General features: G+C 61.6%; 12 protein-coding genes, 1 riboswitch and 1 other annotated feature. Of the genes, 8 read left to right on the top strand and 4 right to left on the bottom strand.

Annotated elements, in window-relative coordinates:
- The first annotated feature begins 240 nt into the window (after positions 1–240).
- The 4 genes from CDV49_RS06040 (at position 241) to CDV49_RS06025 (ending at position 3,894) form a co-directional block, all read left to right on the top strand.
- Positions 241–1,161, top strand: a complete 921-nt coding sequence (locus CDV49_RS06040) for a LysR family transcriptional regulator (protein ID WP_088214665.1) — start codon at positions 241–243, stop codon at positions 1,159–1,161.
- 100 nt (positions 1,162–1,261) lie between these two features.
- Positions 1,262–1,804, top strand: coding sequence for a thiamine pyrophosphate-binding protein (locus tag CDV49_RS06035; protein ID WP_088214664.1), 543 nt, complete (start codon positions 1,262–1,264; stop codon positions 1,802–1,804).
- Positions 1,792–2,388, top strand: coding sequence for a thiamine pyrophosphate-dependent enzyme (locus CDV49_RS06030; RefSeq protein ID WP_088214663.1), 597 nt, complete (start codon positions 1,792–1,794; stop codon positions 2,386–2,388). Before CDV49_RS06035 ends, CDV49_RS06030 begins: the two co-directional genes overlap by 13 nt.
- Positions 2,389–2,409: 21 nt before the next feature.
- Positions 2,410–3,894 (top strand): aldehyde dehydrogenase, encoded by a 1,485-nt coding sequence (locus CDV49_RS06025; protein WP_088214721.1) that lies wholly within the window; start codon positions 2,410–2,412, stop codon positions 3,892–3,894.
- Positions 3,895–3,999: 105 nt separating this feature from the next.
- On the opposite strand, the gene CDV49_RS06020 is transcribed toward CDV49_RS06025, so the two are convergent.
- Positions 4,000–4,296, bottom strand: coding sequence for a photosystem reaction center subunit H (locus tag CDV49_RS06020; RefSeq protein ID WP_088214662.1), 297 nt, complete (start codon positions 4,294–4,296; stop codon positions 4,000–4,002).
- A gap of 603 nt (positions 4,297–4,899) precedes the next feature.
- Between CDV49_RS06020 and CDV49_RS06015 the strand changes: the two genes are divergently transcribed.
- Positions 4,900–7,191 carry an arginine/lysine/ornithine decarboxylase gene (locus CDV49_RS06015; protein WP_088214661.1) on the top strand — a complete coding sequence of 764 codons (2,292 nt, stop codon included), beginning with the start codon at positions 4,900–4,902 and terminating at the stop codon, positions 7,189–7,191.
- A 124-nt stretch (positions 7,192–7,315) separates the two neighbouring features.
- Positions 7,316–7,370, top strand: a sequence feature (sul1 is cis-regulatory element that is thought to sense ions involved in sulfur or methionine metabolism; They are found in Alphaproteobacteria).
- 27 nt (positions 7,371–7,397) lie between these two features.
- On the top strand, positions 7,398–8,810 hold the full coding sequence (locus CDV49_RS06010; protein ID WP_088214660.1) for a SulP family inorganic anion transporter: 1,413 nt from the start codon (positions 7,398–7,400) through the stop codon (positions 8,808–8,810).
- Here the strand turns inward: CDV49_RS06010 and CDV49_RS06005 are convergent, their stop codons facing one another.
- Both CDV49_RS06005 and CDV49_RS06000 read right to left on the bottom strand, forming a co-directional pair.
- Positions 8,811–11,765 (bottom strand): DUF11 domain-containing protein, encoded by a 2,955-nt coding sequence (locus CDV49_RS06005; protein ID WP_143413128.1) that lies wholly within the window; start codon positions 11,763–11,765, stop codon positions 8,811–8,813.
- Between the two features lie 264 nt (positions 11,766–12,029).
- The gene (locus CDV49_RS06000; RefSeq protein WP_088214658.1) at positions 12,030–12,764 is read right to left on the bottom strand and encodes a VPLPA-CTERM sorting domain-containing protein; all 735 of its coding nucleotides are present in this window, start codon (positions 12,762–12,764) and stop codon (positions 12,030–12,032) included.
- A gap of 755 nt (positions 12,765–13,519) precedes the next feature.
- On the opposite strand from CDV49_RS06000, the gene CDV49_RS05995 reads away from it, so the two are divergent.
- Positions 13,520–16,210 carry an aminotransferase class III-fold pyridoxal phosphate-dependent enzyme gene (locus CDV49_RS05995; RefSeq protein ID WP_088214657.1) on the top strand — a complete coding sequence of 897 codons (2,691 nt, stop codon included), beginning with the start codon at positions 13,520–13,522 and terminating at the stop codon, positions 16,208–16,210.
- A gap of 104 nt (positions 16,211–16,314) precedes the next feature.
- Positions 16,315–17,199 (top strand): glycine reductase, encoded by an 885-nt coding sequence (locus CDV49_RS05990; protein ID WP_218821904.1) that lies wholly within the window; start codon positions 16,315–16,317, stop codon positions 17,197–17,199.
- A gap of 78 nt (positions 17,200–17,277) precedes the next feature.
- Here the strand turns inward: CDV49_RS05990 and cobO are convergent, their stop codons facing one another.
- Positions 17,278–17,904 (bottom strand): cob(I)yrinic acid a,c-diamide adenosyltransferase, encoded by a 627-nt coding sequence (cobO, locus tag CDV49_RS05985; protein WP_256947258.1) that lies wholly within the window; start codon positions 17,902–17,904, stop codon positions 17,278–17,280.
- A 33-nt stretch (positions 17,905–17,937) separates the two neighbouring features.
- Positions 17,938–18,142, top strand: a riboswitch (cobalamin riboswitch).
- Positions 18,143–18,167 lie beyond the last annotated feature (25 nt).

Here is an 18,167-nt window from a genome sequence, read left to right as displayed (position 1 = left end):
GCGAGGGCATTACGTTGTTTAATTGCAATTGCCGCTATTGCTCCGCGGGCTTGAGGGTCATGACCCTCAAGGTAAGCCGCTTCGACGCGCGTTGCGCCCTTCCTGCCGTGGCAGCAGATTACGAAACCCTCCCATATTAGCGAAAACATATGGACGAGCGGGGCTTTCGCGGCGCTGTTCCGGCTGGTGTCGCATTATGACGACATGTCATCCTTCCGTCAGGTAGCGGAGGCGCAGGTCTTGGAAATCAACCAACTCATCACCCTCGTCCACGTGGCCGAACTGGGCAGTATCAGCAAGGCCGCCGACCGGCTGAATATCGTGCAGCCCGCGCTCAGCAGGCAGATACGTCTGCTGGAGGAGGAGCTGGGGGTGCCGCTTTTTGAACGCCACGGCCGCGGCGTGGCTATCACGCCGGCAGGTCAGGCGGCGGTGGATCACGCGCTTCGGGTGCTCGCGGAGATTGATTCCCTGCGTGGGGCGGTGGAAGAGGGGCGATCCTCTTTCCGCGGGTTGGTCCGGATCGGCGCAACGCCCACCGTCGCAGAACTCATGACAGTCCCGTTGATGGTCCAGATCAAGAACGATCACCCTGAACTTGCCGTCCGGTTCTCCTCCGCCTTCGCAGGCTATCTGGTGGACTGGATGGCGCGGGGAGAACTCGACGTGATGATCTCCTATGACCCGGCGTCCACGCGCTCGCTCCGGGTAAGGCCGGTGCTCATGGAAAGCCTGTTCCTGATCGGCCCCTCGGGCGCTCTCTGTGAGGATCGGCCTGTCCGGTTCCGCGATCTGGCTCTCCAGCCGCTCGTGCTTCCCAGTCCGCGCCACGGGCTGCGCGCCATTTTCGATCACTGTGCGCGGGTGGCGGGTATCACGTTTACACAGGTGATCGAAGCCGATTCCTTTGCCTCCATGATCGACCTCACACGTGCCGGCTTCGGTGCGACGATCCTGCCGGTCGCCCCCATTCACAGGTCTTTGGCCGCGGGCGAACTGTCCTGCGCGCCGCTTGTCGATCCCGCACCGGAACGTAAGCTGGTGCTCTGCTACTCTGCCGATCGGCCCGTCAGTCCGGCGGCCCGCTACGTCGGCGAATTGTTCATCCGGCTGACGCAGGAAAGGGTGGAAAGCGGAATTTGGAAAGGGACGCTCCTGTAAACGAGCCATCTATTACCGCTATATCTCAAAGAAAATACTAACATTATTCTTTATATGCCCCCGACGGTAAGCTCTCCCGAACAGTGCAGGGAGTGGAACAATGGACAGGTCTGCGCCGGATGCTCCGGCTGAGCCGAACTGGCAGGAGGATGTCTATCGCGTCCTCAAGAACCATGACGTGAAGCATGTCGCCTACGTACCGGATGCCGGACATTCCGCGGCCATCCGGCATGCCGAGGCCGATAATGAGATGAATTCCGTCGTGCTGACGACGGAGGAAGAAGGCATCGGCTATCTCGCGGGTGCGTGGCTTGGCGGCGAGCGGGGCGCCCTGCTCATGCAAAGCTCCGGTGTCGGCAACTGCATCAACACCTTGGCCTTGCAGCAGGTCGCGCGGTTTCCACTGCTCATGGTCATCACGATGCGGGGCGACTGGGCGGAATTCAACGGCTGGCAAAACCCGATGGGTCAGGCGACGGAGGAAACGCTGCGCGCCATGGGTGTGATGGTGTGGCGGGCTGACCGACCGGAAGATGTCGAACCGCTGATCCATGGCGCGGCGACCATGGCCTTCAACGGAGATAGCGCAACCGCCGTCCTTCTGGGTCAGCGCCTGATCGGAGAGAAGAAATGGGTGAAGTGAAAGCAGGCGGCTCGCTTGACCGCCGCGAGGTCGTGCGTGCCCTTCTGGCGGACCGCAAGGATCTGCTGGTGGTCACGGGACTGGGGTCTGCCTCCTATGACGTGATGGCGGCGGGTGATCACGACAACAACTACTATCTGTGGGCCGCCATGGGCTCGGCAGCGATGGTGGGCCTCGGTATCGCCGCGACCCAGACCGACAAGCCCGTTCTCGTTCTGACGGGAGACGGTGAATCCCTGATGGGCTTCGGCGCATTGGCCACCATCGCCCTCCGCAGGCCGCAGAACCTGACCCTTGCCATTCTGGACAACGGTCACTTCGGCGAAACCGGCATGCAGGAGAGCCATGCGGGGCGCGGTATCGAGCTTGATCAGGTGGCGGCCGCATGCGGCTTTCCGCACACGGGGCGGATCACCGATATGACGGGCGTGCAATCGCTCCGCGATGACATCTACAAGCGGGACGGGTTGCGCCTTGCCACCCTGAAGATCAGGCCCGAGAACCTGCCACGTGTTCTGCCGCCGCGGGATGGCGTCCATGTCAAGAACCGCTTCCGCATGGCGCTCGGCCACCAGCCGATCTGAAGGACGTGAGGGGGTATGGATATGAGCGGCCTTGAACGCTTTACGAATACGGTGAACGGCCGGGAAACGGCGAGCAGGACAGGCCGTTGGCTGGTGTCGGAGGATCCATTCACCGGCAAGCCATGGGCCGAGGTTCCACATTGCGACGCCGATGATGCCCGCGCCGCAATCGAGGCCGCCCATGCCGCCTTCAACGGGCCATGGTCCAGAATGACGGCGACCGCGCGGGGCAAGCTCTTGCGACGGTTTGCCGATCTGATCGAGGCGAACACCGACCGCCTTGCGGAGATCGAAACCCGGGACAATGGGAAGCTCTACGCCGAGATGTCCGGTCAGGTTCGGTATCTGCCGGAGTATTACCACTATTTCGGTGGCTTGGCCGACAAGATAGAAGGCGGGGTACTCCCGTCCGACAAGCCGGACATATTCAGCTACACACGCCACGAACCGCTGGGCGTCGTCGTCTGCATCACGCCGTGGAACTCGCCCTTGCTGCTGCTGACGTGGAAGCTCGCGGCGGCGCTGGCTGCCGGAAATACCGTGGTCATCAAGCCCTCGGAGTTCACATCCGCTTCCACGCTGGAATTTGTCAGGCTGGCCAAGCAGGCGGGTTTTCCAGACGGGGTCATCAATACCGTCACCGGTTACGGGCAGGAGATCGGCTCTGTGCTGGTCGAACATCCGCTGGTCGAGAAGGTCGCCTTCACGGGCGGCGATGCGACCGGAGCGGCGGTCTATGCCGGCGCCGCGAAGGGGCTGAAACATGTCTCGCTTGAGCTTGGTGGCAAATCGCCGAACATCGTCTTCGATGACGCCAATCTCGACGACGCGGTGAAGGGCGCAATCTCCGGTATCTTCGCGGCGTCCGGGCAGACCTGCATCGCCGGATCGCGGTTGCTGGTTCAGCGCTCGGTATATGCCGAGGTCTCCCGCCGTGTGGTGGAGTTTGCGGCGACAGCAAAGCTCGGCAACCCGATGGAGAACACGACGCAGGTCGGGCCGATCACCACCCGCCCGCAACGTCAGAAGGTTCTCGACTACATCCGTATCGCACGGGAGGAAGGCGCCGCTTGCCTGCTCGGCGGCGGGATCCCGGGCGACGAGACGCTTTCAGACGGCTGGTTCGTGGAGCCGACGATCTTCGGCGATGTAACGAACGACATGCGCATCGCACAGGAAGAAGTATTCGGACCCGTTCTGTCCATCATCCCGTTCGAGGATGAGGATGATGCGATCCGCATTGCCAACGATACCATCTACGGACTTGCCGCCGGAGTATGGACCCGCGATATGCGTCGCGCGATAAGGATGGCGGATGCTATCAAGGCAGGAACCGTATGGGTGAATACCTATCGCGCGGTCAGCTTCATGGCACCGTTCGGCGGCTTCAAGAAAAGCGGTATCGGTCGCGAGAATGGGCAAGATGCAATCTATGAATTCATGCAAACCAAATGCGTTTGGCTGAATCTGGCGGAAGGCGTCGCAAACCCGTTTGTGCTCAGATAGGTGCAGACTTGGGGCCTTACTAACCCTAAGCAAAATGCTCGCCTCATGAAAGTCCGTGGCCGGGGTGAAGCGGTCGAAGGTTCGAACCTTCGACCGACAGCAATTTTAGTGGTGATGCTCAGGCATCGACTTCAAGTCATCCTTTGTCCAGCGCGTGACGGCATGCACGTCACCGCTTTCGTCACGCATGATATCCAGATCGGCGACGTTGAGCGCAACCGGCTTGGCGCCGATCCCCAGAAAACCCCCGACGTCGATAATCACCTGAGCATTCGATCCGGCCCCGTGCAGATGATCTATGTGCCCGACCTTCTCATCGCCCGGCCCATAGACCGTGGCTCCCGACAGCACAGCGTCGGTGATTTCTGCGGGGGCGAGTCGGGTATGTGCAGAATGGTCCATGATCGTCCTCTTTCGTGGCTATGCAGCTGAAACGTCTGCCATGCCATCGGTGTTCCCCCAACTTCCCCGCCAACCGCATGCCATGCGGACACCCGGAGACAATGAGGGTGCCGCGGTGGGTTCGTGGACCACGGAAGCTGTCCGACCGCGATCGTCATGCGTGAGAGCATCTTACCGGAAGGCTTTCGCTGCCATGCAGAGGCACGTTCACTTCCTATATAACACACGAAACTTCATGAATATTTCACGTCCGCAGGCCAGAATAGCCAAAACATAGGCGGAATTCATGGGCATTTCTTCTACCTGCATCAGCGCATTCTCACCGGTCTGTCACGGAAGGCGCAAGTGGCTGATAGGATATTCGGTGAAGCGACCCCGCCGTTTGCCCTTGCAGCATCTTGCCCGGTAGTCGGGATGATCTGTCGGTGCAGCCGCGCAAAGGACCGTCGGTTCACCGGGGGTTGGCTTAGACATACTGGAGATCACCATTCCGACATTGGGCCGTTCCGCCTTCCCACAGGTTCAGTGCATGGGTTGACCTTGACGGCGGCTGTGCAAAAAGCACCTGTCGCGTAACCGCTGCCACTTCCCCCGGAGGATGACATGAAATTCCGCTTTCCCATCGTCATCATCGATGAGGATTTCCGGTCCGAGAACTCCTCGGGACTGGGGATCCGCGCGATGGCGGAGGCCATCGAGAACGAAGGCTTCGACGTTCTTGGCGTGACCAGCTATGGCGATCTTTCGCAATTCGCCCAGCAGCAGTCCCGTGCCAGCGCCTTCGTCCTCTCCATCGACGATGAGGAGTTCAGCCCCGGTCCCGACGACGACCCGGTGATCGAGGATCTGCGCAGCTTCATCCGCGAGGTGCGGCGCAAGAACGAAGATGTACCGATCTACGTCTATGGCGAAACCAAGACCAGCCGCCACCTGCCCAACGACATCCTGCGAGAGCTGCACGGCTTCATCCACATGTTCGAGGATACCCCGGAGTTCGTGGCCCGCCACATCATCCGCGAGGCCAAGAGCTATCTGGAAAGCATCCAGCCGCCGTTCTTCAAGGCGCTGCTCGACTATGCGGAGGACGGTTCCTACTCTTGGCACTGCCCGGGGCATTCGGGAGGCGTGGCTTTCCTGAAGAGCCCCATCGGCCAGATGTATCACCAGTTCTACGGCGAAAACATGCTGCGGGCCGATGTCTGCAACGCTGTGGAGGAGCTGGGGCAGCTTCTGGACCACAACGGCGCGATCGGTGCGTCCGAGCGAAATGCCGCCCGCATCTTCAACGCCGATCACTGTTTTTTCGTGACCAACGGCACGTCCACCTCCAACAAGATGGTCTGGCACCACACGGTTGCCTCCGGTGACGTGGTGGTGGTGGATCGCAACTGCCACAAGTCGATCCTGCACAGCATCATCATGACTGGTGCTGTGCCGGTATTCCTGCGGCCGACGCGCAATAACTTCGGCATCATCGGCCCCATCCCGCACAGCGAATTCGAGATCGAGTCCATCAAGGAAAAGATCCGCGCGAACCCGCTGCTGGAAGGGGTGGACCCGGAAACCGTCAAACCGCGGATCATGACGCTGACGCAATCCACCTATGATGGCGTGCTCTACAACACCGAAGTCATCAAGGGCATGCTGGATGGCTACGTGGACAACCTCCACTTCGATGAAGCGTGGCTTCCGCATGCCTCCTTCCATTCCTTCTACGGACAGTTCCACGCGATGGGGCGGAAGCGGCCCCGCGCGCGGCATTCTGTGACCTATGCCACCCAATCCATCCACAAGCTGCTGGCGGGCATCAGTCAGGCGAGCCACGTGCTCGTTCAGGATTCGCAGGATACCAAGCTCGACCGGCACCTGTTCAACGAAGCCTATCTGATGCACACGAGCACAAGCCCCCAGTACAGCATCATCGCGAGCTGCGACGTGGCCGCCGCCATGATGGAGCCGCCGGGGGGTGCGGCGCTGGTGGAGGAGAGCATCGCCGAAGCGCTGGACTTCCGCCGCGCCATGCGAAAGGTCGATGCCGAATTCGGCGACGACGACTGGTGGTTTCAGGTCTGGGGCCCGGAGGAGCTGGAGGAGGAGGGTATCGGCCGCGCAAAGGACTGGGTGCTCCGCCGGACCGACGCGGACGGGGTCCATCCCTCCGACGGCGAGGAGTCCTGGCACGGGTTCGGCGACATGGCACCCGGCTTCAACATGCTCGATCCGATCAAGGCCACGATCGTCACGCCGGGGCTGAACCTTGACGGACGGTTCGAAGCCACCGGCATTCCGGCGTCGATCGTGACGAAATATCTGGCGGAACATGGCGTGGTGGTCGAAAAGACCGGGCTCTACAGCTTCTTCGTGCTGTTCACTATCGGCATCACCAAGGGCCGCTGGAACACCCTCTTGACGGCGCTTCAGCAGTTCAAGGACGACTACGCCAAGAACAAGCCGATGTGGCGCACCATGCCGGAGTTCTGTGCCAAGCATCCCCGGTACGAGCGCATGGGTCTGCGCGACCTCTGCCAGCATGTCCACGAACTCTACGCGCGCTACGATGTCGCCGTCCTGTCCACCGCGATGTATCTGAGCGAGCTTGTCCCCGCTATGAAACCGAGCGATGCGTTTGCCCATATCGCCCGCCGCACGACCCAGCGCGTCCCGATCAACGAGCTTGAGGGGCGGATCACCACCAGCCTTGTCACCCCCTACCCGCCCGGCATCCCGCTGGTCATCCCCGGGGAGGTGTTCAATCGGCAGATCGTGGATTACCTGAAGTTCAACCGCGAATTCGCCAAGGAATGCCCCGGATTTGAAACGGATATCCACGGCCTTGTGCAAGAGGAGGACGAGAATGGCGATGTCCAGTTCTATGCCGACTGCATTGCTGTCTGACGCATGACTTCGGCCAGGCGCGGCGAGAAACCGCCGCGCATGAGCCACTCACCCACGAGAACGTCCATCAGCGGCACGAGGAGCTTGGCAACAACCGCCTTCTCCGCTACAAGCGCCGCATTCGCATGGACCCGGTTCAATCCGGGTGGCTATTCCGGCCGCCGATCCGCCGGACAACGCATTCAAAACGCGTCCGCTTCCATCAAATGAACAGCACACGACACTATCTGCGTCAGTGGCGGGAAAACCCTGTCCGAGAAATTCTTGCCGGGTCGGTGGCGACCTTCGCCCTTATCCCGGAGGTCATCGCCTTCTCCTTCACCGCCGGGGTCGATCCGGCGGTGGGTCTTTATGCCTCCTTCGTCATCAGCATCGTGATCGCCATTTTCGGCGGACGCCCCGCCATGATCTCGGCCGCGGCCGGATCCGTTGCGCTGGTGGTGGCGCCGCTGGTGCAGGAGCATGGGGTCCAGTATCTTTTCGCCGCAGGGCTGCTGGCGGGGATGTTCCAGATCGTCTTCGGCTTCGCGCGGTTGGCGACGCTCATGCGCTATGTCTCCCGGTCGGTGCGGACAGGTTTCGTCAACGCGCTGGCGATCCTGATCTTTGCAGCGCAACTGCCGCATATCCTCGCCGCCGGGTTGACGGGATATGCGGTGATTGCAGCCGGTCTCGCGATCATCTATCTGGCGCCCCGTTTGACCACCACAATACCCGCGCCGCTGATCTGCGTCGTGGCGCTGACAGCGCTGTGTTCCGCGCTCGGCATAGACATTCCCCGTGTGGCCGACCTTGGCAGGCTGCCGGAAGGGTTACCGGCCTTCGCCCTGCCAGACGTTCCGCTGGGTCTCGACCTGCTCAACATCATCTTTCTGCCCGCTCTTGCCATCGCCATGGTGGGCCTGCTCGAAAGTCTGATGACCGCCGGTGTGGTGGACGATGAGACCGGGACGCCTTCAGACAAGAACATGGAGGCGCGCGGGCTCGGACTGGCCAATGTCGCGGCGAGCCTGTTCGGCGGCATCGCCGGCTGCGGCATGATCGGTCAGACCGTCTCCAACGTGAAATACGGCGGGCGGGGGCGGCTCTCAACCATGGCGGCGGGGGGTGTTCTGCTCCTGTTGATGGTAGCACTCGGGGACATCGTCGGGCAGGTGCCTGTCGCCGCCCTCGTGGCGATCATGATCATGGTTTCCATCGACACGCTTGACTGGGGCTCGCTGCGCCGTCTCCGCGGAACGCCGGCACTCTCCAATCTGGTGATGCTGGCGACTGTCGCGATGACGCTGGTGAGCCACAACCTGTCGCTGGGCGTTCTTGTCGGCGTGCTGATGAGCGGCGTCTTCTTTGCCGCCAAAGTCGCGCGGATGCAAAGCGTCCGCCGCAACGGCGATGTCTATACCGTCGCGGGACAGGTGTTCTTTGCCTCTGCCGACGCCTTCACCGAGGCCTTCGATCCGATCGACCACGACGGGCCGGTGGTCATAGACCTGACCAATGCAACCCTCTGGGATATCAGCGCTCTTTCAGCGCTGGATAAGGTGAAGGCCCGTTTCGCACAACATGGGCTGGACGTGACAATCCGGGGACTCGACACGGCCATCCCCACCCCCCGCTAGTCATCGCAGCAAGGCGTTGAAATCCTCAATGGTCTGTCCGTTCCGCTCATTGGAGGCGGCGAGGATCGCGCGTTTCAAAACCTCCGTATCGACATCCGCCGTCAGGCGGGGAGAGGTGACACCGGCGGTATGTTCGTAGTTCCCCACGATCACGTCGATGTAGGCAGGTTGGCGGAAGTGCCAGCCGTTTTGCATGATCGACGTGATGATCGCCGGATAGGCGGTTGAGGGTGGCTGGGTCGATAGCCAGGAAAGCAGATCGCTCTCCGCCACGCTGGTATCCAGTCCTGCCTCCCGCAATCCCCGCAGCAGCCCTTCCGGTGTTTCGAATACAGGCGGCTGCTTGTTACTGGGCAGACATTCGATGGCGAAATCATGGGCCGTTGTGTTGTTGCCCATCGATGGATCACTGTCGGGCGCGCGATCCGGTGTTATCTGGTGCTCGAAGCGGAACTTGTGGCCTCCCGGCTCCTTGCACAGCAGGATCGCGTGGTCAAAGACGGTACGGGCTTCATCCTGCCGCAGTGCCGCCTGCGTCGTGGTAAGGTAGGTCGGCGTCACGCTGGCGCCGTTATCGGTGGTCGACCGAAAGGTGAGAAGCGTATCCATGGGGCTGGAGGGTCCCCCGCTGCCCAGAATGGAGGCGAGTTCTATCACCACAGGCTCACCGGCCAGCATTTGACGCGGCGGGTTGAGGACGTCGAAGGAGCTGATGGCAAGGTCTGCGACAGCCACCGCATTTACCGTCACCATGCTTGTGTTGTTTGTCGGAGCGGCATCGTTTCCAGCCCGATCGGTGACATTGCCTTTGGCGTCAATCGTAAAGGGCGCACCGGCGAGGTAAACCAGATCGGCAGGTAGCATGGCGGCCATCGTAAGCGTCCGGGTCTCTCCGGGATGGAGCATGTCGATGGCACAGGACAGCTTATCCGGAGAGGGTGCAGCGCAACCGGGCGGGGGAGAAAGAAACAGGGCCGTCGCAGGCGGAACCTCAAGATCGAGGCTCGTCGCAAGCGATGGATTTGGCCCGTGATTGACGATGACGGCGGCATAGGTCACAGGCGTTCCCGCAGCAACCGGGTCGGGCGTGGCGGTGAGCGTCAGTTCAAGATCGGTGCGCCGCATTTCCTGCTGCATCCGGTCCAAATCTTCCTGCGTCGGGCTGGTTTCCGGGTTGCGCACGATGGCACCACTTGCCCCCGCGCCGAACTGGTGAAAGTTCAGTGCGATCCGGTTCCAGTCGTTATCACCGGCAAGCAGGCTATCTAACGCGGTATTGGCACAGCCGGGAGCACCTGTCGCGGGCGTCGTTGCGGTTGCAGGAATACCGTTGTCGATATTGATGCCCGCCGCGGTAGGCAGTGTGGGATCGCCCGTCCAGTCCGGCAGCGTATTCGCGCCGACGGTGGCAATCTGGTTCCGCCCGTTCATGAACACGATGGAGTTCCTCGGATCGGCCGGGTCGACGGCGAGCGCTTCGCTCAGCAAATTTTCCACAAGCGGGAGAAGTGGCGCGGTTGCCCGTGTCGATCCGTTGAGCGCGGTCCGCGGGGGCGAGTAGTCAATAATTCTGCCGCCCGTGACCTGCAGAATGCCGCCTTGCAGGTTATAGTTCATCACCGAAATGTAGTTCGGCTTGCAGTTCATGGAGTTGGAGCCGCCATGCTGCAGGTTCAGGTTATGCCCAAGCTCGTGCATCACCGTCCCCGCATCGAGATTGTGAGAGATGAAATCGTTGCCCCCGATCTCTCCTTCGCCGCCCGCGCACCTGAGCGGTGGAAGCGGAAGCGGAGGATTTGGCGGAGCGGCGGCCTGTATGGCGTAGTGAAACACCCATGCCCGATTGGGATTGAACTGTGCGGCCTTGATAGCGGCAAAATTGCCGTCCAGCCCGCAGGCGCGCGTTGCCGCGGTAATGGTGAGGGCCGTGCCTCCGCCCAGATTGTCACCTACCAGGCATTGCGGATCAGCAGAGTCAACCAGACCGTCGCCATCATCATCGATACCGTTGCCGCAATCACCGACACCCACCTCCCGACTGGCATCGAGATAGAAGCAACTGCCATCCTGGCCGTCCGTCAACCCATCGCCATCGTCATCGATGCCGTTCGTGCAGGTACCTGCTCTACCTGCCTCATCCGCGCCGCCATCGAAAAGCGCGCCCGCATCGACATGAAGGTTTATCCCCGTCGTGCCGTCGGGATTGGGGCGCGGCGCAGCCGCAAAAGCCCGTTTCATGGCATTTATACCGTCCCGTGTGGGCGCCCGGCCGGTCTCGTAGTCAAGCTCAAGGAAAATATCCTGATGCTGCGGGTCAGCGCCCATAGCAGGAAGATCGATATCGATCGTGCCGTCGCCATCGGCATCAAGCCCGGAAATCTCCCACGTATCCAAAAGCCCGTCGCCATCGGCATCGCCGGAAGCGGAGATCGTGGAGATGTCGAAGCAGACGCGGACCGGGTAGTATTCATTGTCATCCGTATCCACCCCGTCTCCGGTGGCGCAACTTGTCGCCGTATCCCCCGACCAACGGCCAGTAGTGAGGTCAAGAAGCAGATCGAGGTTGTTGTGATCGTACTGGGGAGACGCATCGGCGATATCGTCCCCGCTCGTACTGTCATGATCCCAGATCTGGATTGTGATGGGCACCACAGATGTGACCGAATCGTCCACGGTGCTGGTGACAGTCCAGAATGGCTGAATTTTCTGCTGATCGTCGTCTGCTCTGGGCGTGTCAATCTGCACCCCATTGATGAACACACGTGCATAAAAGTCCGGCCAATCTTCTCCCGCGGCCTCTATCCCGGCAGCGTCGCACTCCTCATCCTGTGTACACTCGACAGACGTTATGGTCACAGTGACAGGCACAGGTCTGGCGTCTGCAGGGACGATCCCAAGCCCCAAAAATGCCAAAAAAATCGTTGCAGAATGCGAGCCGGCAAAAAAACGCGACATGGCACTCGATCCATTGCTAAGAGGATTTGCACAATAATAATCTAAAAGATTTCCAGATCATGCCACGATTTCTAAGAAAAAGATCGATTCGTTTATCAAATAGACACAAAACAGCAGTTCAGCATGACATATGGTTAAAAACGAATACTATCTCGCACCTGTAAATTGCTCTCAATTCAGTACAAACTTCTTTAAATGCGAAGACGCCGACCCTTTATCCGGGCCGGCGTCTTTCAGAGTATCAAGCTCAAAGAGCGAATGTGATCACGCCTGCTTGCGACGACGCAGCACCGCCAGACCACCCACGCCGCCCATCAGAAGGAGGGCGGTGGCAGGAAGCGGGACAACACTCGCCCGCACTTCGATCTGGCTGATTGCACCGTCAACCGCATCGGCGGTATCGGAAGAGCTGATCATGAACTGAAGCGCTCCGAGATTGCCGAAGTCAAAGCCGGCGTCACCCGTGAACTCGCTGAAGTACAGATTGGGATTATAGCCCGGAGCCAGAAACTCGTTGTAGGTGACGATCTTGCCGGTCATGTCCCAAGCCGTGACGCTAAAGGCGGCGATATGGTCAAACACGATATTCGCGGGCGCAGCAAAGTAGAAGTAGGGGTTGAGACCGATGTTCAGGTTCGCACCGCCAAGACCGGTGGTGTCAACGTTAACACCATCGCCGTCAACACCATCATAGGTAAGCCAACCCGTGCCGCGCGCGCCGGCCACGTTGGAGAACTTCAGGTTCCCACCCGTGACGCGCATCTCCGAAGTGGCCGTGTTGTTGCCGTCAGCCTTGGTGTTCTGAACGGCAAGATCGCGCGCACCGCCCAGAATACCCCCGGCCGCGAGTTCGGACGCATTGGGGTTGTCGGTGGTGGGGCCATCCTGAACCCACTGTTCAGAGGAAAAGCTGTCCAGAACAAGGGTCACCGCAGATGCGGGGACGCCCGTAAGCAGAAACGCCGTGGATGCTGCGGCGCCGAGGAACTTAAATACCATTGGAAACCTCCCGGGGTGTCACAATCGATCAAAAGTGCTTAACCATCTAAACCTATAAATGATTAAAGCGCGAGTCTTTTTGACAAAAGTTTTGCAAAATCAGGGTTCAGCCCGAAAATACTTGCGGCTTGTCTGCTTCCGCTGAAATAGCGTGGCGCTGCGCTGCAGGAAATCCTTTAGAAATTATAGGGGCAACGACTCATTGCTACTTGCAGGCAAGGAGGCGCTGGGGATGGCCTCAACCGCGCCCCACCTCTCACCGTAAAATTTGGTATTGTAATCAATAACGAAACATTGCATCCCCCGGCGAGGCGGGAAAATCGTGCCACAAACCGGCAAGATCTCTCCCTCGCCGTGCGGCTCATCAGATATCGAATCCCCGGGGGTCAATGCGGCGCTGCAGCGGTGAAATTCGCGTGCTGCTCAAAAAATCACGCTCTTTTTCGCGACAATTTCACAACCATTGCGTGATTGTTGCGCAAAACCGCGCATTCGGTTCATCATCGTCGGCAGCAAAATGCCGAAATGTCAGACATGATTGAAGTTGGGCTTCTTAGGGCAGGCATTGCCAGCTATCCAGCAATCACAAGACCTGACTTCGCAATCTGCTGCTGCCTGCTGCCCTCTCATAGACACATACCGACGAGCCGACGTTGCCGACCCTCGCGCCGGCAACTCCGTGATGCGTTTGACCTTCTTCAACCGACTGCTTCACCCCGGTGACAGCAGCCGACCGAGATCTGAATGGAGCCTCCATGTCCTTTTTGAATCCTGCTCGCTCAAAGTTGCTGGAGATCTTCGCGCTGAACGGAGCAATGGTCCGGGGAAGCGGCGCGCGTCTCTTTGATGAAAACGGAGAGGAGTATCTGGACTTCCTCTCCCAGTACGGCGCACTGCCGTTCGGGCATAATCCTGAGCGCGGTTGGGCGGCATTGGGCGCGGCTCAGGCGGCGCAGATGCCGTCCCTGATCCAGCCGCTCCATTCCGCGGAGGCCGAGCGGCTGGCCAAGCGGCTGGCAGAGGTCACGCCGGGTGACCTTTCCATCACGACGCTTGCCAACAGCGGAGCGGAAACGGTGGAGGCCGCGATCAAGCTCGCCCGGATCAGGAGCGGTCGCGCGTTGATTCTGTCCACCCGGAACGGTTTTCACGGCAAGACGCTCGGCGCCCTCTCAGCCACGGGAAAATCGCTTTACCAACAGGGCTTCAATGCCCCGGCCCCCGATTTCGACTATGTGCCCTACGGCGATCTTGCCGCTCTTGAAGCGCGGCTTGTCGCGTCTGCGGATGGTATCGCGGCCTTCATCTTCGAACCGATCCAGGGAGAGGGCGGCGTGGTCTGCCCGCCCGAAGGTTACGCCGAAGCAGCGATCGCCCTTTGCCGGAAGCATGGTGTCCTGACGATTCTCGATGAAATTCAGACCGGTCTGGGGCGCACCGGCGAGCTTTTCGCCTGCTCGAGCTTCCAGGAAGTCCCCGACATGCTGCTGCTCTCCAAGGCGCTCGGCGGCGGGTTGATGCCGATTGGAGCCTGTATCGTACGCCCTTCCGCATGGGATGACCGCTTCGGGCGGCTCCATAGTTCCACTTTCGCCAACAATGCACTGGCTGCCACCGTTGCCTGTGCGACGCTCGATCAGTTGCTGGAGGATGATCAGGCGCTGATTCGGCGCGTGGCGGAGAACGGCACCTACATCCGGGCGCGGCTTGAAGAGTTGCAGCGCGCCTATCCCGACGTGATCCGGGAGGTCCGGGGACGGGGATATATGCTCGGCCTGGAGTTCCAGCCGCTTGAGGAGCGTCGCAATTCGGCCATCATGGCGCACGCCGGCTTCAACGGTGGCGTGACGGCGCTTATCGCCTCCTATCTGGTGAACGTGCAGAAGGTGCTTACGGCTCCGCTGTTCAACGACAGCCGTGTTCTCCGGCTTCAACCGCCGCTCATCCTCGGACGCGACGGGCTCGACAAGGCTGTGGCCGCGCTCGAAGCGGTCTGCCGCATCATCCATGAGAACGACTACTACTCTCTCGTGCGCCACCTCGTCGCGCGGAGGGGAGGGGAGCTTGCGGAAGAAGGGCCGCAGATGGCGCCACAGACGGGAACGCAGACGGCAGTCGTGCCGAAGGGCAGCCTTGTCCCGGGTCGCTTCGGGTTCGTGATCCACTACACCGAGGACGAGGATATCTTCCGCTCCGACGCCTCCCTGCGACAGTTCAACGAGGAGGAACTGGCAAGCTGGAAGGCGTGGGTGAAGGGCCTTGGCCCGGGCATCGTCCACGAGATTCCCGATGTCACCTCCCGTGCAGGCAAGGTTGCCTCCGGCTGGCTACTCTCGGTGCCCATGCTGCCCGGCGACATGCGCGGCAAGGGAAAGGCCGAGGCCCGTCAGATGATCGCGGAAGCGGTGGCCATCGCAGGGGAGCAGGGCGCGTGCCGTGTGGGTCTCGGTGCCTTCACCTCAATCGTCACACGCGGCGGTGAAGCCGTTACCGGAAAGGGCGTGCCTATCACCAGCGGGAATACGCTGACCACCGTCTCTGCGGTGAAGGCGATCACCCAGCTCTGCCGGCGCACCGGCATCGCCCTTGAGGATGCGCATGTGGTCGTCGTGGGCGCATCGGGAGCGATCGGGCGGCTTGGAGCCATGCTGCTTGCCCGGCGGGCCGGACGCATGACGCTGGTGGGGAACGCCCGCAATCCCTTTGCTCCGCGCCTGCTCTCCAAGGTCGCCGACGACATCCTGGCCTCGCTGGCCAGAAGCCCGCGCACCGATACCTGGACGCCGGGACGGCTGGCGCGCTCCGTCCGCCAGATGGACACGGAGAAGACGATCCACGTTCCTCCGAAGGCGAAAGCGGGTTACGGCCACGTCCTCTCCTGGACGACCGATCTGGAACCGGCGCTGGCGGATGCGGATGTCGTGCTCGTGGCCACGAGTTCGGATACAGTGCTTGTCGATCCGCGGCGTCTGAAGCCCGGAACGCTGGTCTGCGATGTGGCGCGTCCGCCGAATGTGCAGAAAGCCGATCTGCGCGGCACCGGCGTGATGGTCTTTGACGGCGGTCTCGTCCGCCCGCCGGGAGAGGTGGACCTCGGGCCTTTCCAGACGCTGCCTGCCAACATCGCCTGGGGTTGCCTGAGCGAGACGATGCTGCTGGCCCTCTCCGGTCAGGAGCGGGACTTCAGCATCGGCTCCACCCTCACGCTCGCGGATGCCGATCTGCTCTCGGCTCTGGCGGAGGAACATGGCTTCGAGCCGGCGCCCGCCCAGTGGTATGGTGACATGGTGACGGAGGCAGCAATCAACGCTTTCGCTGCCCAGTTCCGCCGGAAAGCCGTCGACCGGGTCGGTGGACGGGCGGGCGTGCCTCCGCTCTCTGACCATTCCCTGCCGTCCCTCGCCGCGGACAAGGGCATCCGCAATCGGTCCGATCGTTTCTGGTAAGATTGCCGCATCACCGCGGCCATGGACAAACCGGCTGTCTGTGCGCACAACTGGCCCGGGCGTGGCGCTCCGATACGCGCCACGCAGAGGGAGAGAGGGCCGGGATGATGCAAAGACCCCAGACTGATGCCGCGTTGACGGAACCTGTCGGCTACATGCGCCGGACGCGGGACTGGTATCTGGGCCTTGGCTATGACACGCCCTACGAATGGGCCCACAATCCCGACGCGCCCTTTACCCCTTTGACCCTTCCGTTGGCCGAAAGCACGGTCACCCTCATCACCACCGCCGTTCCCTACGATCCGGCCAAGGGTCCGCAGGGACAGGGCGCGCCGTACAATTCCGCAGCGAAGTTCTACGAGGTCTATTCCCTCCCCACCGCCACAGACCCGGACCTGCGGATCGCCCATGTCGGCATCGATCGGAAGAATGCCGACATGGGCGATCAGGGCGCGTGGTTCCCTCTGGCGGCGCTGCGACAGGCGGCTGCGCGGATCGGGCGGATCGCCCCCCGGTTTCACGGCGCTCCGACCAACCGCAGCCAACGCCATACCATGGAGGTGGATGCGCCGGAAATACTGGCCCGCTGCCGGGAGGATGGCGTGACCGCCGCGATTCTGGTGCCGAACTGCCCCGTCTGCCATCAGACGGTTACGCTCGTGTCCCGGCATCTGGAGGAAAACGGCATTTCCACTGTCATCATGGGCGCGGCGAAGGACATCGTGGAGCATGCCGGCGCGCCGCGTCTGCTGTTCAGCGACATGCCGCTCGGCAATGCGGCGGGGCGTCCCAACGACCCTGACTCACAGCTGCGCAACGTTCACCGCGCGCTCGACATGCTGGAACGCGCGCCCGGACCTCGGACGACAATGCACTCCCCGGAGACGTTTCGCCTGATATGCGCTGGAAACTCGATTACTCCAACATTCACAGCCGCACCCCCGATGAGGTGGCCTTGCTGCGGGCCGAAGCGGAGAGCGCGCGGCTGACCGCCCGACAGATCAGGGCCGAGACGCTCGGGGCATCCTGACCTCCAGCCGGCCCGCAGGTAGCGGCGGAGCGCGCGTTCAGAACTCGACGCCCGCCTGTGCCCGGATACCGCTGCGGAACGGGTGTTTCACGGCCTGCATCTCCGTGACCAGATCGGCAACCTCGATCAGGTCGGATTTCGCGTTCCGCCCGGTGAGCACCACGTGGGTCATGGGGGGTTTTTCGTCCCGAAGGAACGCCACCACCTCTGCTATGTCGAGATAATCGTAGCGGAGCGCGATATTGATCTCGTCGAGGAGCACCATACGGATCGCGGGATCGCGGATCATCTCTTTCGCCTTTTCCCACGCCGCCCTCGCGGCAGCGCGATCGCGGGCAAGGTCCTGCGTCTCCCACGTGAAACCCTCGCCCATGGTGTGGAACCGGCAGAGGTGGCCGAAGCTGCCGGTCAGCAGATCGCGCTCCCCGGTGGTCATCGCCCCCTTGATGAACTGCACCACGGCGGTTGGCATGCCATGGGCGATGGAGCGCAGCACCATGCCGAAGGCGGAGGAGGACTTGCCCTTCCCCGGACCCGTAAGAACGATCACCAGCCCCTTCTCTCCGGTCCGTTCGACCATCATGCGGTCCCGCGCTGCCTTGATGCGCGCCTTTTTCCCCGCATGGGCGGCGGCTTCCTCCGGCGTGATAGTGTCATCGGGCACGGCACTCTCCTTGACTTCCGGCGCGCGGCGTGGCTTGGCTGTCCGCATCGCTGGTTCCTGCCATATGGCAGGCTAAGAGGGAATGCGACAGGCTTCACCGCCCCAACGCAGCCGCCCCCGCGACCGTGACCGGAGAGGTCGCCCGCAGAGCCACTGGGAAACCGGGAAGGCGGGGCGCCCGCCAGGGGAAACCCTGACATCCGCAAGCCGGGAGACCTGCCGCGATCTGCCGCCCCGAGGGCGGTTGTCCGAAGCCGCGGCCG

This window comes from Haematobacter genomosp. 1, from assembly GCF_002196855.1.
Lineage (GTDB): Bacteria > Pseudomonadota > Alphaproteobacteria > Rhodobacterales > Rhodobacteraceae > Haematobacter.
The sequence above is the reverse complement of the archived record's forward strand: the minus strand, read 5'-3'. Positions and strand labels throughout refer to the sequence as shown.